We start from the raw sequence: 13,985 nt of genomic DNA, 5'->3' as shown, positions 1-13,985 counted from the left end.
TATTCAATTTCAGAGCAGGAACTCCGGGGTGATTTTCCAATTTCCCTTTTTAATCGAGCTTCCACCATCCTCGACTCGCTGGATAAAAGCAGAAAAATTGTACTGTCCCCTTCATTGTTTGTAAATAATATGAGAATATTTTATGGATATAAGGAATTATATGCAAATATGGTGATAGAAGTCAATAACAATTTGCATAAATCCAGTTATTTTTAGAGGAAATCCAAAAAGTCCGGGAAAAACAGCCGTCGTTTTCCTTTTTCTTTTATATGAAAAACAGAAGCTCAGGTACTCAGAGGTCCTTGATTCCCTCATCTTCTTGGCTCTCCCCATTTAAGCAATTACTTAATAACGATATCCTCCTCAGCCGACTTTAATTCGGTTGCGTCCACATTAAACTCCATTAATTGTTCCCAATCGTTTGAATTGATCATATCCAGTTGGGCTTCAATCAATAATTTAAATCGATTGCGGAATACTTTTGATTGTTTTTTCAAATCTTCAATTTCTAAGGCTATTTTCCTCGCTTTTGAGAGAGCTTCATTAACAATTCGATCCGCGTTCTTTTCAGCCTCGCGAATGATTAACTTCGCCTCTTTTTGCGCACTGCCTTTTACTTCTTCCGCGGCCTCTTGAGCAACAACGATTGATTTATTCAATGTTTCTTCAATGGAACTAAAATGCTTTAATTTTTCCTCTAATTCTTTGACTCGATTTTCTAATTCGCGTTTTTCTCGAATGATTATTTCATAGTCTTTTATCACTTGATCTAAAAATTCATTCACTTCATCTTCATCATACCCACGAAAGGTTTTGGCAAATTCCTTATTATGTATATCCAACGGCGTTAACGGCATCATGCCACCTCCATATAAAAATCAGAAAATACGGTTGTCTTTTATTATACACTAAGTTTCGACAGATTGCGGGGAAAATCCTGCCAAAAATAAATTTTTATTTCATTTTTCCTAAAGTGATTTTCCACTTATCCCGTTTTGTTTTATCTCCAACCGTAATTAATCGAATTCTCCCTATGCCTCTTGCCGAAATGAGATCGCCTTCTTTCAAAGGAAAAGAAGGAGAATCAACAGTTGTCCAATTTACTTTAACTAACCCTTGTCCAATTAATGTTTGCACTTTCTGCCTTGACATGCGACCGGCTTGCGATAGAACCGTATCAAGTCTAAGGGATGAAACAGTCACGGAATGTTCCGTCATCAATTCATCAGTCACTATACTTTCTGACATAGGCTTTACCTGCAGTTGGATTTTTGTCTTTCCTACAGTCATATAATTTGTACGAATATAATCAGCTACTTCACTGGCAGAGAAAAATTGAATTTGTTTATTTTTGATGAGAATATCTCCATACTTTCCCCTTGATAAGCCAAGGCTCATTAAACTCCCTAAAATTTCAGGATGCGTGAGTGTTACAAATTTTTCCGGGTAAATGATTTCAAACAAAGTGATTTGAAAATCTTCCTCTGCCGGTTCATAGTAATCCGGATGAAGAAAAGCCCGGCAACGTTCAGATTGTTTTGCGCCGCCAAAAAATTGAACTCTACAGCTTCTCTCTTTTCCGATAATTGATTGAACAATATATTGCTCTCTAGGGTCTAAAAAATCGGTCAGTTTTCCTGCATAATTTTTATCAACATAGTCTATCCAATTCAGTACTTGATCAATAAATTCTTTTTCTTCCTGACGAAAATGCTGATATATTGACATAACTTCTCCTTATTTCAAGATGTATCATTGATGATAGATAACTAAATCCATGTTTGGATCGAATTTAAACCGACTTGGGCTAATTGTAAAACAAATAACGCAACAATTGGTGAAAAATCGAACATGCCAATAGGCGGGATAAATTTTCGAAACTGCTCCAAATATGGTTCACAAATACTTCCAAGGAATTGACCGATTTGTGACTCCCTCGCTCCGGGAATCCAAGACATGAAAATATAAATGAGTAAAGCATAAAAATAAATGTTAAATACAGAATGAATAATATCAAAAATGATTGACATAATTTCTTTTACCACCTCGTGTCTTCAAAATTATTGTTGATAAAAGCGTCGGAAATCGCACCGGTTACTTCCACATTATCCGGTGTGCATAACACAATATATGAACCGATTTTTTGGATTTCGCCACCGATGGCGTAAACGGTGCCGCTTAAAAAATCGACAATTCTTCGCGCTTCTGTTTTTTCGACTCTCTGCAAATTAACAACAACGGTTCTGCGATTTTTTAAATGATCAGCAATTTCTTGAGCATCATTAAAAACTCGCGGTTCAACTAAAACGAGCTTTGAGGAACTTTTTATACTTTGTAAACTGACAACGTTTTTCTTTTGTTGTTGGAAGCGCGACGGTCCGGTGGTATTTTCATATTCTACCGGTTCATCATACTCCGCTTCGTATTCGTCTTCATAATTATCATCTAAGAAAAACCATGTTTTGAATTTCGACTTTATACCCAAAATTCTTCACCTCCCGATTTACTCACCGACCAAAGATGTACCGATTCGAACAAATGTCGCCCCTTCTTCAACGGCAATTTCATAATCATTAGACATCCCCATAGATAATTCTGTACAAGGGGCATAAGGTAATTTCAGATTTTGAATTTCATCCTGAAGCTGTTTTAAGGAACGGAAACAGTTCCTCAATATTTGTTCGTCTTTAATATATGGTGCCATTGTCATTAAACCGACAATTTCAATATTTGAATACATTGCTAATTGCTGGATAAACGGAAGAACTTCTTCAGGTGGCAATCCATGTTTCGATTCTTCCCCGCTTACATTCACTTGAACAAAGCAAGGTATCTTTCTGTTGGCCCGTTTATGAATCTCTTCAGCTAATGAAAGCCGATCAAGGGAATGAATATAGTCAACTTTATCAATAATCTTTTTCACTTTCCTTGTTTGCAATGTTCCGATAAAGTGCCAAATCGGTTGATTCCCTAAAACTTCATATTTTTTCAGCAATTCTTGATCGCGATTTTCCCCTAAATGAATAATTCCTGCTTTCAAAGCCTCTTGAGCGCGTTCAATCTTCACATATTTTGTTACGGCGATAATCGTTACTTCTTCCGGATCTCGCCCTACTTTTTCGCAAGCTTTCGCAATTTTTTCTGTGATGATTTGTAAATTACTTTCAACGCTTTTCAATGTTTATGCCTCCCTGATTCCAATAAAACCTATCATTCGACCTGTTTGTCCTTTATCGCGGCGATGGGAATAAAAATAAGTTTGGTCACAGCTGGAACAAAGACCGGATACTTGAATATTGTCGGGCAAAATCCCTTCATTTTCTAACAAGGCTTGATTTAATGCTTTTAAATCGATTTGATATTGACTTTTTTCTACTTGAGTATAAAAACGTTGTACAGCGTTTAGCGGAAGTTTTTCAACTTGATCTATAATTTTATTATCTACAATATAGCATTGATTGCAAATGGAAGGACCAATGGTTACGAATATTTTTTCCACGGGAATTCCACGACTTCTCCACTGTTCAATGAGTGAATGGCTTATATTTTTTACCGTACCTTTCCAACCCGCATGAACAATTCCAAAAAGTCCATACTTTGGTGCAAAAAAATAGATAGGTACACAATCTGCAAAGCAAAGAGCAAGTAAAGTATCCCCTTTATCTGTATAGATCCCATCACAATCTTTTAAACTATCTCCATAAGATTCAGTCCCTTTTCCCCAATCTGTTTCTGCAATGTACTGTACATTCGAACCATGGGTTTGTTCACAGCACACCCAATTGGAAATGGGAAAATTGATTTTTTTTGCAAATTGGTTTCGGTTAAAAACGACTTTAGCGTTATCATCGCCAACATGTAGTCCCATATTATTATTAAAATACGGGCCACTGCTTATTCCGCCCATTTTCGTTGTAAATCCCGCAAAAATTCTCGGGTTTATTTTTTGCCAATTTTTAATTAAAAAATATGAATCATCCATTAGATGGAACGGTTCAGTCATATGATTCCCTCATCTCTTCACATCACACAATACATATTTCAGTTTATCATACTATTCGTTCAAAATTAAGCAATTGTTTCTAATATTACTGTTCTTTTCTCACAGAATAAAATACAAATGATTAATTTTAGGTTCGTTTTATTAACTAGCCTAAAGCGACAGATGACTTGTGCTTTTTTTTTAAAACAAAAAAAAAGCCACCTTTTAAAGGAGGCTTACTGAATATTTTTTGCCACAACTTTAATGGCTGCTTTCTCAAGACGAGAAACTTGCGCTTGTGAAATACCGATTTCTTCTGCGACTTCCATCTGTGTTTTTCCTTGGAAGAACCTTTTTTTCAAGATCATTTTTTCCCGCTCATTTAAACGGCGCATACCCTCTTTTAATGCTATTTCATCAATCCAATTGGAATCTTTATTTTTTTCATCGCTTAATTGGTCCATTACATAAATCGGATCTCCACCATCATTGTATATCGGTTCAAATAAGGAAACCGGGTCTTGAATCGCATCTAAAGCAAAGACGATTTCTTCTTGAGGAACACCTAACTCTTTGGCAATTTCCTCAGCCGTCGGTTCCTTCGATGTTTCAGCAATTAACCGTTCGCGGATTTGTAACGATTTATACGCAATATCACGCAATGACCGGGAGACTCGGATCGGGTTATTATCCCGAAGATACCGGCGAATTTCCCCAATAATCATTGGAACTGCATAGGTGGAGAATCGAACATTTTGACTCAAATCAAAATTATCAATTGATTTCATTAATCCGATACAGCCAACTTGAAACAAATCATCGACATACTCACCACGATTATTAAATCGTTGAATCACACTTAAAACTAATCGCAAATTTCCGTTAATTAATTTTTCCCTGGCATACAAATCGCCATTTTGCATTTCCTTAAATAATTCCCTCATTTCTTCATTTTTTAAAACCGGAAGTTTGGATGTATCTACACCACAGATTTCAACTTTGTTACGCATAAGGTTTCCCTCCTCCGAGGAATGCTTTTACAAAATTCAGTATCTCCCTGGGAAGGAAAAATATGCACTGTAACAAATGAGTGATTTTTCGATAAACTTCCTATCCTTGATAAATAAAGGAAACTAGCGAAAAATATTTTTCAAAAATAATATTAAACCATTTTTTCAAACTCTTTCCTCAATCTTTTGAATATTCTCTTTTCCAATCTTGAAATATAGGATTGTGATATACCTAACATGTCGGCAACATCTTTTTGTGTTTTTTCCTCGCCTCCTACCAGACCAAAGCGCAATTCCATAATTTGCTTTTCACGATCGGATAATGTATGTAAAGCTTTCATCAGCAGTTTTCGATCGACACGCGCTTCCAAATCTTTCGTGATAATATCATTTTCTGTTCCAAGCACGTCTGATAGAAGGAGTTCGTTCCCGTCCCAATCAATATTTAATGGTTCATCGAAAGAAACCTCTGAGCGTACTTTATTGTTTCTCCGTAAATACATTAATATTTCGTTCTCAATACAGCGCGAAGCATACGTGGCTAATTTAATCTTTTTTTCCGGATTAAACGTATTGACCGCTTTTATTAATCCAATGGTGCCAATACTAATTAGATCTTCAATATTAATGCCGGTATTTTCAAATTTTTTCGCAATATAAACGACGAGCCGTAAATTTCTTTCAATTAACAGCGAACGGGCTGTTTCATCCCCTTTAGGAAGTTTATTGATTAAAATCTCTTCCTCTTCTTTGGAAAGTGGTGGCGGAAGAGCTTCACTGCCTCCGATATAATAGATTTCATCGGTTTTTAACTTTAGTTTCTTTAACAACTTGTTCCAATAATAGTAAAAATGAAATTTCAATTTTTTCATGACCATTCCCCTCTCTAACATAGCCACTTGATTAAAGCAAACGAAACGTGCTTGAACGAATTGAACGCACTTGACTTTGTCTATGATCATTACCATCAGGAAACTTGTTCGTGATGCGATTGTGCTAAAATTTTTGGATGAATGATACAATCAAAACGATCATCAGCGGATAATGTTTGATTGATAAATGCCAACAAAAGCCGGTTTGTTTGATAAATCTTTTTGTCAACGCGAATAACTACTTTGTCCGGTTTAACGGCAGCCAGAAGCAAATTGTCTTTACCAACAACCCGATATGGAATGATGGAAATTTTATTCATCCATTCCGATGGTAATTCATTTTCCTTCCAAAGTTGATGAACATCTTCAAAAACCGCTAAAACCTCTTTTGGAAAGAAACCGGCTGTTTTTCTTAGTGAGACAATTAAAACCGGTTTTTTTGTCAAAGGATCATATAATTGATTTCCACTGTCTACCAGCCCCCTTAATTGTTTTGTTTGATTGTTAATTGAGATTTCAACATCCACAAGATTTTCATACTCTATTTTGACAGTTTCACATTTATCAAAAGTATCCTTTGAAAAAAAATAAAGTATTGGAAACCCAATGATGACAAACAACCAACTGATCGGATCCCCAAAGCCACGGATATTAGTTAAAAATAAAGCATTTGCTGCGTTATATTGGAAACTAAATAAATAATGCAAACCAATTAGCGCTCCCCCAATCGCAAAAGTGAGTAAATAAAATGCAGATAAATTGGTAAAGAAAAACCGCATTCGCTTGAAACCAAAAGCAATCCATACCATCAGTACTGAAATTGCTATTTTAAAAAGAGGAGAAGAAAACAAAGCAGCATTCGTTATAAAGGGAGCAAACACGATAATCGAGCCAATCAAACCACCAAAAAAAATTTTCCGTTTTCGAATTTTTCTTTTTAATATAACACCGGTCAATGATAAGAGCATGCTATCAAACAAAAAATTTAAAAGCCAAATAATATCTAAATATAAGGTCAACCCCTCATTCCCCTTTTCTCCAAAGAACGGAATTACTTAGCCCTAGTAAAAAGGCGGCTCTCTAGTATTTTTATGTTATGAAAAAGTATAGCACTGCCTCTCGTAAAAGTGTGTCGCTTTTTGACCGTAAAATTTAAGAAGTTTTCAGGAATTTTCTCCGATTTTGTCAAAAGAATCGGAATGATCTTTTTCGATTATTACGAAAGGAGAAATTTTGTTATTGCAGCCTGTCCTTGAAGTGAAACAATAAAACGAATCCGAGGTTTTCACAAAAATTTTTCTACAAAAAAGCTGTTCTCGAAAAGCAGCTCCCTTACAGATTTTCTAAAAAATTCTGTAAAGCATGAGTTGCTGCGTTTCAAGAACAGCCTTATATTTTTTCTTTATATCTTTGAGTAACAGCTAAATATCAGATTCGATTATTTCTGTTTCTCAAAAATGTAGGAATATCCAGTAAATCTTCCTGTGTGCTGGAATTTGTTCGAGTTGGTTCTTGATGTTTTTCTTCTCGAACCGGTGTCTCGCGATTTTGTTTTTGATGTGTTTGGTTTGTATTAAGGTTCTTGTTATGACTATGAGTTGGTCGGGTTGGTTTATTTTGATCGTTTTCTTCCCTAAATCCGGTTGCAATTACCGTAACAACAATTTCATCATTCAAATTTTCATTAATGACAGAACCAAAAATCATGTTCACTTCTTGATCAGATGCAGAGGCAACGATATCGGCAGCTTCCTGTACTTCATACAAACTCAAATTCATTCCACCCGTTATGTTCATTAGAACTCCTTGAGCACCATCAATCGATGTTTCCAGTAAAGGAGAAGATATAGCTTTTTTAGCGGCTTCTTGAGCACGGCTTTCACCAGAGGCAATACCGATTCCCATAAGAGCGGATCCTTTATTGGACATAATGGTTTTCACATCGGCAAAGTCGAGATTAATGAGACCAGGAGTGGTAATTAAGTCAGAAATACCTTGAACACCTTGACGAAGGACATTATCAGCCTCTTTAAAAGCTTCTAACATCGGTGTGCTCTTGTCCACAATTTCAAGAAGACGGTCGTTCGGAATAACAATTAATGTGTCAACGGCTTCTTTCATCGAAGTAATCCCATTGGCAGCTTGCGTAGCCCGTTTTTTCCCTTCAAAGCTGAACGGACGAGTAACAACACCGACAGTTAAAGCACCTAATTCTTTTGCAATACTGGCAATTATAGGCGCCGCACCAGTTCCGGTTCCACCGCCCATTCCTGCCGTGACAAAGACCATATCTGCCCCTTTAATCACTTCTTCAATTTGTTCTTTACTCTCTTCAGCGGCTTTCTTCCCAACTTCCGGATTTGCACCTGCTCCAAGACCACGGGTTAATTTGGAGCCAATTTGCAGTTTTATTTCCGCTTTTGAAAGATTCAAAGCTTGGGCATCTGTATTGACAGCGATAAATTCAACCCCCTGGACGCCGTGTTCGATCATGCGATTGACTGCATTGTTTCCGCCGCCACCAACACCAATTACTTTAATTGTTGCTAATTGGTCTACGTATGTTTCAAAATCCAACATGCAAAATCCTCCTAATTCAAATTACTTAAACCTATGCATTTATTCAAAAAAAGAACCAAGAAATCTTTTCATTTTACTAGCTAATTTTTCTTCATGTAAATTTGAATTTTTCCCTTTGGCAGGTTGCTGTTTCACTGTTCTTTTTTCCTTCTGTTCCATTGGCATAACGACCGAATCTAGAAATCTTCCTTGTAATCTCGCATTCTTATAAAAATATTTGATCATACCAACTGCAGTCGCATACTGTGGTTCTCGCACCCCTATATAGTCAGGGATTGCGATTCGGACACGGTTTTGAAAAATCGCTTGGGCAAGTTCTGCCAGCCCTTGCATATTGGCGACTCCTCCGGTTATCACATACCCCCCGGGCAAATAATCTACGCCCATTTTTCTCAGTTCATCTTGAACGAAATCAAAAATTTCGGCAACCCTTGCTTCAATAATTTCAGCTAGTTCAAGCTGTGTAAACTGTTGTTTTTGGTTCGTACCGATGATCGGAAGTTCAAATACTTCATCAACAGAAGCATGGTCATAAAAAGCATGTCCATGTTTTAATTTTACCTTTTCAGCATCTTCTGTTGTAGTTCTTAATACAATAGAAATGTCTTTCGTAATATGGTCACCGCCGACGGGTAAAAGACAAGTGCCTTTCATGTATCCATCTTCAAATACAGTCACCGTTGTGGAGCCCCCGCCAATATCAATTAGCGCAGAACCAAGATTTTTTTCATCTTTGGATAAAGCTATCTCACCGGATGCAAGTGGCTGAAGAACGATATCAATAATTTCAAGTCCTGCTTTTTCCACACATCTGAGAATATTCAATAGCAATGTTTTTGATCCAGTAACTAAAAATCCTTCCATTTCTAAGCGTACACCGATCATTCCACGGGGGTCATTAATTTCATCCTGTGAATCAACAATAAATTGTTTTTTTACAATATTGATGATTTCCCGATCCGGCGGGATTGACATGACTTGAGCCGCATCCACCACCCTTGCCACGTCTTCATTTGTAATCTCCCTGTTTTCTCCATTAACAGCAACGACACCATGACAATCCAATAAGTCAACATGGTGAGCAGGGATACCAACAATCACTTGACGAATCTCCATACCAATCATCCGCTCTGCCTGTTCAACAGCACGTTTTATTGATTGGACTGTATTATCAATATCGACAATCGAGCCTTTTTTCAGACCTTCTGACTTTACATTACCGACGCCGATAATATTTAATACATCATTAACCATTTCCCCAATAATCACTTTGACCGTGGATGTACCGATGTCTAAACTTACAAAAATATCATTGCTGTTCATCTGTGGCACCTCCTCCTACTTTTCATTGAACAACAACAAGTTCCAAATAATGGAAAAAGTGTATACTTACTATAAAATACTGCTGTTTTAATTGGAAGTATTTCATATAAAGTGAAAAACCTGAATGATTTATTTAAGATATTCGCTATTTTTCACCGATTTTCCTTTAATTTTAACTTTCTTTTTCATTTTTTCTTTTCTGATCCCATTTGGTCAATAAAATTCTTCTAATCACAGCTATATTTTGAAATAGCCTAACACCAAAAGCAAATACTGCTGCTAAATACAAGTCTACACCAAGATGGACGCCAAGGAAAGCTAAACTTGCAGCTAAAATTATATTAAAAAAGAACCCTGAAACAAAGATTTTTTCATTAAATAAATTTTGCAATTGGGCTCTAATTCCTCCGATTAATGTATCAAGGGCAGCCAGAACAGCAATAGATAAATAGTTTTGATATTCATGCGGGACACTCATATCTGTTAATAAGCCTAAAGTTATTCCGATTACCAATCCTAAAACGGGGAGCCACATAATGTTATTTCCTTTCTTCTTTCACAGTTTGCATATGATTAACGGAAACACTACTACTATAGGCAGGAATTATGATTTCCTCCTGAGGTTCTGATATCGATACCTTCAAATTATCAATAAAAAAATCATCGGGAACGGTTGAAATCTGCATCTGATTGTAAAGTTTTTTTACTGTCTCATGATCATTTGCAATGATCTTAATCTCTAAAGGAAATTTTCGAAGGGGGTAACCATCGACTTTTGTCTCACCTTGTATATTACGAATGGTTGTTGTTGATATGATTCGTTGATCCGCAATAGATATCGCTTTAGCTCCATACATATTCAATTCATTGATTAATTTTCTTAATACATCGGGTGATATGTATACTTTACTCTGACCGGGAGTAATGTATTCATAGGCAGGCGTTATAGATAGGATAATCCCCGGACCGGAAATTTCTTTCAAACCGGCCTCTTTTTTTAGTTCATTCAATGTGTCTTGTAAAACTTGTCCATTACGATTATGCCTTTCTGTTTCGTATTGAGCAATTTTATCTTCAGACTGACGAATTTGTTGATGAAAATAAGTCTCCAATTCCTTTTCGGACAAATATTGCTGACGCAGTTCCCATAAATCACTCGTATCATCAGCTAAATTGTTTTCTTGATGAGTCGTATTGAATTGAATCGCTAGCATAAACCCTGCCAATATGGTTATCAAAAAGAACATTATTTTATTTTTCTTCTTCATGGATCACCATACTTTCTATATTTCCTTTACCTTTCTAGTCTGCTCGGTTTCCCAAAGTGGGGTCCATTACAATCCGATCTAATTTTTCCAATTTAAACACAATATTGTCACTGACTAGTTGATCTTTTACGCCCCCTTGAATGGTCAGTGCTTTTTCGAGTGTATCTTTATCTCCTATGGCACTAATGATGAAAGGGGCAGGAAATTGTTCACCATCAACCGTAATGACAGGACCATCACACACAATATATGAATTATTTTTTAACCTCTTCCCGTTTATCGCAATTGCTTCTGCACCGGAGATATATAATTCATTGACGGTTTTCAATACGTGATGTTCATGGACAATAAAATTGTTCACGTTCCCTTCTTCATGATTATAATTCCCATCATTTAACGTGACGATGACTCCTTCTCCTTGGACTTTTACTTTTCCTAAAATCATGCGGAGTTTTTCTGCCTCTTTTGCAGTTTTGGATAAATTTTTTTCATTTTCAGCCATCTCATTTTCTATGGCAATGATTTTGGCTTGCTTTTCATTCAACTCCTTTTGAAGTTGTCGGTTCTTTTCCTCCAAATCGATTAAATCATTCCGCAATTGAATAGTCCTTTCCCATTCATGATCCGTCATACTCGTATCACTCTGTTGCTTTTTTGTTAATTGATAAGAAAAAGCGATCATAAACCCTAAAACTAAAAAGACAAGGGAAAGAATAACCCGATTAATTTTCATTTTCTTCCCCGCTTTCTTCCGTTGCGTGTTTATCATTTACAGGCTCATCATTTTTTGTGTCTCCATTTTTTATCGATTGATAAGATTTAAAAAATACACCGACTTCTAGATCAACGATTCCTTTTTCTTCAGGTTGTAATTGTTTAACGAGATCCGGGTAATAGACCATTTTTTCAGCAAAAGTTCTTAATGTTGCATGCACCTCATTACCATCATTCATAAAGGCAATGATACTGTATGGATCTGTGTTCTTGGGAGCAAAAATAATTTCAGAAATTAATTGTCGAATTTCATCAGGCATTGCTTTTAATTCCTTTATCGTCATCTGTAAAGGTTTATCTTTATCGAAACTTTTTAAGACCGGACCCGGTTGTGTGGTCATATCACTTGTTATTCTGGTCACATGCCCATTTTCCAAAAGCGGTTTTGCTTGTCCTTCGATATATAAAAAACCAATTTGCCTGTATTCCTCAACTTTAATAATGATATGGTTAGGAAATTTCATATCAATTTTCACTTTTTTTACTTCCGGTACTTGTAAAATACGATGTTCGAGTGTACTTTTTTTCATATTCAAAACAATCGATTTGTTTGTTAATTTACTTGCCTTGACAATTTTCTCCTTTGAAGCAAAGTGATTCCCGTCAATCGTCAGCTCCCCTACTCTACTTAAAGGTGATTGGATATAAATAAATCCACAAACAAACAAAAAAAAGAAGAATAATAAAATGATCAGTCTACGGTTTGCCCGCTTTCTTCTTTGCTCTTTTAGTTTGGGCAATCGATCTTCAAGTGATACTACTTTATTTGGCAAAATTCACACCCCACCTGTAAAAGAGGTTACTATTCATATTTTATCGGAATCAAAATAAATTAGGAAGTAAAAATTAAGAATTCAATTTACCGAAAAAGTAGATTTACTGTTTATTGTTTATTACAGCTGTACATAATCGGTAAAGACGATTACTTGCATCTTGAATTCCTATTTTTTTCGAATTTTTTTTCATTCTTTCCAACTTATTTTTATCGGTTAAAATTTGATCAATTGCCTCTAATAGTTTTTTACCCGTTAATTCCTTCTCTAAAATCACTGTTGCTGCCCCGGCTTCTCGCAAACTTATTGCATTTTTTTCTTGATGATTATTCGTTACGTACGGACTTGGAATCAATATACTCGGCAAGCCAATACTGGTAAACTCGGCAATTGATGTTGCTCCGGCTCGGGATACGACTAAATCAACACCGGCTAGAACTTCCGGCATATTATGTATAAATGGAACAACTTTAACATTATCAGGATTTCCGGCATGGGCAATTTTCTCTTTAACCGATTCAAAATGGATTTCCCCGGTAACGTAAAGCACTTGATAGTCCCTAATCGCAAAATCATTGATAACCGATACGACGGCTTCATTAATTGGCCTTGCTCCCCTGGATCCGCTAAATATTAATACTGTTTTCTTTGTTAATGACAAACCTGCCGACTGTCTTCCTTTAATCCCATCGTGCCCTAATACTTCGGTAGCACGAGGATTCCCGGTTAAAACCACTTTATCGCTTGGAAAATATTGTTCAGCTTCTTTGAAAGAGATGGCAATTTTATCAACATATTTACTTAAAAATTTATTTGTTAATCCCGGGATGCTATTTTGTTCATGGATAATGGAAGGGATTTTCAATTGGTGGGCGGCATAAACAACCGGTCCGCATACGTAACCGCCTGTACCAATGACAATATCGGGATTAAATTGTTTCAGCAGTTTTTTGCTTTTATGAACTCCTTTAATAAAGCGGATAATTGTCTTCACATTTTCAAACGATAACTTTCTTTTAAAGCCGGTAATATCAATTGTTTCAAAAGGAATGTGATTTCTCGTCACAATTTTGTTCTCTAAACCTTTTTTCGTACCGATATATAAAACTTGTGTATTTGGATCTTCGGAAATTGCTGTTTTAATGAAAGCAAGTGCAGGATATATATGTCCTCCAGTTCCTCCACCACTTATAACGATTCTCATCGATGTTCACCTCATGCTCATTCTTTGTGAAATTTATCTTACACCATTTCAACCAGTTTCGGGGAAATGTATTAAAAATGTAAACAGCTTTTTATGAATATGAAACTCATGTATTACCATTTTATGATTTTATGACAAAAGAAACAAATGAAAAAAGAGGAAATCAAAAATTTCGATTTCCCCTGTATCTGAAAAAAGT

The 13,985-nt window shown here is 36.0% G+C and carries 16 protein-coding genes and 1 other annotated feature (1 of these 17 only partly in view); all 16 genes read right to left on the bottom strand.

Going from position 1 to position 13,985, the window contains the following annotated elements:
* Positions 1 to 124 (bottom strand) — a binding site (T-box leader) (it extends 102 nt beyond the left edge of the window).
* Between the two features lie 217 nt (positions 125 to 341).
* The 16 genes from BT1A1_RS07290 to murG all read right to left on the bottom strand — a co-directional run bounded on the left by BT1A1_RS07290 (position 342) and on the right by murG (position 13,786).
* Positions 342 to 857: a DivIVA domain-containing protein gene (locus BT1A1_RS07290; RefSeq protein WP_034769642.1), complete on the bottom strand. Its 516-nt coding sequence runs from the start codon at positions 855 to 857 to the stop codon at positions 342 to 344.
* A gap of 97 nt (positions 858 to 954) precedes the next feature.
* The gene (locus BT1A1_RS07285) at positions 955 to 1,728 is read right to left on the bottom strand and encodes a YlmH family RNA-binding protein (RefSeq protein ID WP_034769640.1); all 774 of its coding nucleotides are present in this window, start codon (positions 1,726 to 1,728) and stop codon (positions 955 to 957) included.
* Positions 1,729 to 1,769: 41 nt separating this feature from the next.
* Complete coding sequence (locus tag BT1A1_RS07280; protein ID WP_034769638.1) at positions 1,770 to 2,030, bottom strand: YggT family protein; 261 nt, start codon at positions 2,028 to 2,030, stop codon at positions 1,770 to 1,772.
* Positions 2,031 to 2,038: 8 nt separating this feature from the next.
* Positions 2,039 to 2,485, bottom strand: a complete 447-nt coding sequence (locus tag BT1A1_RS07275) for a cell division protein SepF (protein WP_034769636.1) — start codon at positions 2,483 to 2,485, stop codon at positions 2,039 to 2,041.
* 18 nt (positions 2,486 to 2,503) lie between these two features.
* A complete protein-coding gene (locus tag BT1A1_RS07270) occupies positions 2,504 to 3,178 on the bottom strand; it encodes a YggS family pyridoxal phosphate-dependent enzyme (RefSeq protein WP_034769634.1) in 675 nt (224 codons plus the stop codon).
* A 3-nt stretch (positions 3,179 to 3,181) separates the two neighbouring features.
* The gene (pgeF, locus tag BT1A1_RS07265; protein ID WP_034769631.1) at positions 3,182 to 4,003 is read right to left on the bottom strand and encodes a peptidoglycan editing factor PgeF; all 822 of its coding nucleotides are present in this window, start codon (positions 4,001 to 4,003) and stop codon (positions 3,182 to 3,184) included.
* Between the two features lie 215 nt (positions 4,004 to 4,218).
* Positions 4,219 to 4,992 (bottom strand): RNA polymerase sporulation sigma factor SigG, encoded by a 774-nt coding sequence (gene sigG, locus BT1A1_RS07260; protein WP_034769628.1) that lies wholly within the window; start codon positions 4,990 to 4,992, stop codon positions 4,219 to 4,221.
* 152 nt (positions 4,993 to 5,144) lie between these two features.
* Entirely contained in the window at positions 5,145 to 5,864 is a 720-nt protein-coding gene (sigE, locus tag BT1A1_RS07255; RefSeq protein WP_034769625.1) for an RNA polymerase sporulation sigma factor SigE, read from the bottom strand.
* Positions 5,865 to 5,959: 95 nt separating this feature from the next.
* Entirely contained in the window at positions 5,960 to 6,883 is a 924-nt protein-coding gene (spoIIGA, locus tag BT1A1_RS07250) for a sigma-E processing peptidase SpoIIGA (RefSeq protein ID WP_034769622.1), read from the bottom strand.
* Between the two features lie 409 nt (positions 6,884 to 7,292).
* Positions 7,293 to 8,444 (bottom strand): cell division protein FtsZ, encoded by a 1,152-nt coding sequence (gene ftsZ, locus BT1A1_RS07245; protein WP_034769620.1) that lies wholly within the window; start codon positions 8,442 to 8,444, stop codon positions 7,293 to 7,295.
* A gap of 39 nt (positions 8,445 to 8,483) precedes the next feature.
* On the bottom strand, positions 8,484 to 9,767 hold the full coding sequence (gene ftsA, locus BT1A1_RS07240) for a cell division protein FtsA (protein ID WP_034769619.1): 1,284 nt from the start codon (positions 9,765 to 9,767) through the stop codon (positions 8,484 to 8,486).
* Between the two features lie 172 nt (positions 9,768 to 9,939).
* Positions 9,940 to 10,302, bottom strand: coding sequence for a small basic family protein (locus tag BT1A1_RS07235; protein ID WP_034769618.1), 363 nt, complete (start codon positions 10,300 to 10,302; stop codon positions 9,940 to 9,942).
* Between the two features lie 4 nt (positions 10,303 to 10,306).
* The gene (locus tag BT1A1_RS07230; protein WP_161522392.1) at positions 10,307 to 10,981 is read right to left on the bottom strand and encodes a DUF881 domain-containing protein; all 675 of its coding nucleotides are present in this window, start codon (positions 10,979 to 10,981) and stop codon (positions 10,307 to 10,309) included.
* 88 nt (positions 10,982 to 11,069) lie between these two features.
* On the bottom strand, positions 11,070 to 11,768 hold the full coding sequence (locus BT1A1_RS07225) for a DUF881 domain-containing protein (RefSeq protein ID WP_034769615.1): 699 nt from the start codon (positions 11,766 to 11,768) through the stop codon (positions 11,070 to 11,072).
* On the bottom strand, positions 11,758 to 12,582 hold the full coding sequence (locus tag BT1A1_RS07220; RefSeq protein WP_051989055.1) for a cell division protein FtsQ/DivIB: 825 nt from the start codon (positions 12,580 to 12,582) through the stop codon (positions 11,758 to 11,760). The genes BT1A1_RS07225 and BT1A1_RS07220 overlap by 11 nt, the downstream gene beginning before the upstream one ends.
* 103 nt (positions 12,583 to 12,685) lie before the next feature.
* Positions 12,686 to 13,786: an undecaprenyldiphospho-muramoylpentapeptide beta-N-acetylglucosaminyltransferase gene (gene murG, locus BT1A1_RS07215; RefSeq protein ID WP_034769614.1), complete on the bottom strand. Its 1,101-nt coding sequence runs from the start codon at positions 13,784 to 13,786 to the stop codon at positions 12,686 to 12,688.
* Between the last annotated feature and the right edge of the window lie 199 nt (positions 13,787 to 13,985).

It is taken from the genome of Caldibacillus thermoamylovorans (assembly GCF_000751775.1).
In the GTDB taxonomy this organism is placed as follows: domain Bacteria; phylum Bacillota; class Bacilli; order Bacillales; family Caldibacillaceae; genus Caldifermentibacillus; species Caldifermentibacillus hisashii.
The sequence above is the reverse complement of the archived record's forward strand: the minus strand, read 5'-3'. Positions and strand labels throughout refer to the sequence as shown.

Coding starts and splice junctions, on each gene's coding strand:
- BT1A1_RS07230 (WP_161522392.1), bottom strand. CDS start 10,981: ATGCTAGCGATTCAATTCAATACGACTCATCAAGAAAACAATTTAGCT.
- sigG (WP_034769628.1), bottom strand. CDS start 4,992: ATGCGTAACAAAGTTGAAATCTGTGGTGTAGATACATCCAAACTTCCG.
- murG (WP_034769614.1), bottom strand. CDS start 13,786: ATGAGAATCGTTATAAGTGGTGGAGGAACTGGAGGACATATATATCCT.
- pgeF (WP_034769631.1), bottom strand. CDS start 4,003: ATGACTGAACCGTTCCATCTAATGGATGATTCATATTTTTTAATTAAA.
- BT1A1_RS07285 (WP_034769640.1), bottom strand. CDS start 1,728: ATGTCAATATATCAGCATTTTCGTCAGGAAGAAAAAGAATTTATTGAT.
- sigE (WP_034769625.1), bottom strand. CDS start 5,864: ATGAAAAAATTGAAATTTCATTTTTACTATTATTGGAACAAGTTGTTA.
- ftsZ (WP_034769620.1), bottom strand. CDS start 8,444: ATGTTGGATTTTGAAACATACGTAGACCAATTAGCAACAATTAAAGTA.
- BT1A1_RS07290 (WP_034769642.1), bottom strand. CDS start 857: ATGCCGTTAACGCCGTTGGATATACATAATAAGGAATTTGCCAAAACC.
- ftsA (WP_034769619.1), bottom strand. CDS start 9,767: ATGAACAGCAATGATATTTTTGTAAGTTTAGACATCGGTACATCCACG.
- BT1A1_RS07225 (WP_034769615.1), bottom strand. CDS start 11,768: ATGAAAATTAATCGGGTTATTCTTTCCCTTGTCTTTTTAGTTTTAGGG.
- BT1A1_RS07280 (WP_034769638.1), bottom strand. CDS start 2,030: ATGTCAATCATTTTTGATATTATTCATTCTGTATTTAACATTTATTTT.
- BT1A1_RS07235 (WP_034769618.1), bottom strand. CDS start 10,302: ATGTGGCTCCCCGTTTTAGGATTGGTAATCGGAATAACTTTAGGCTTA.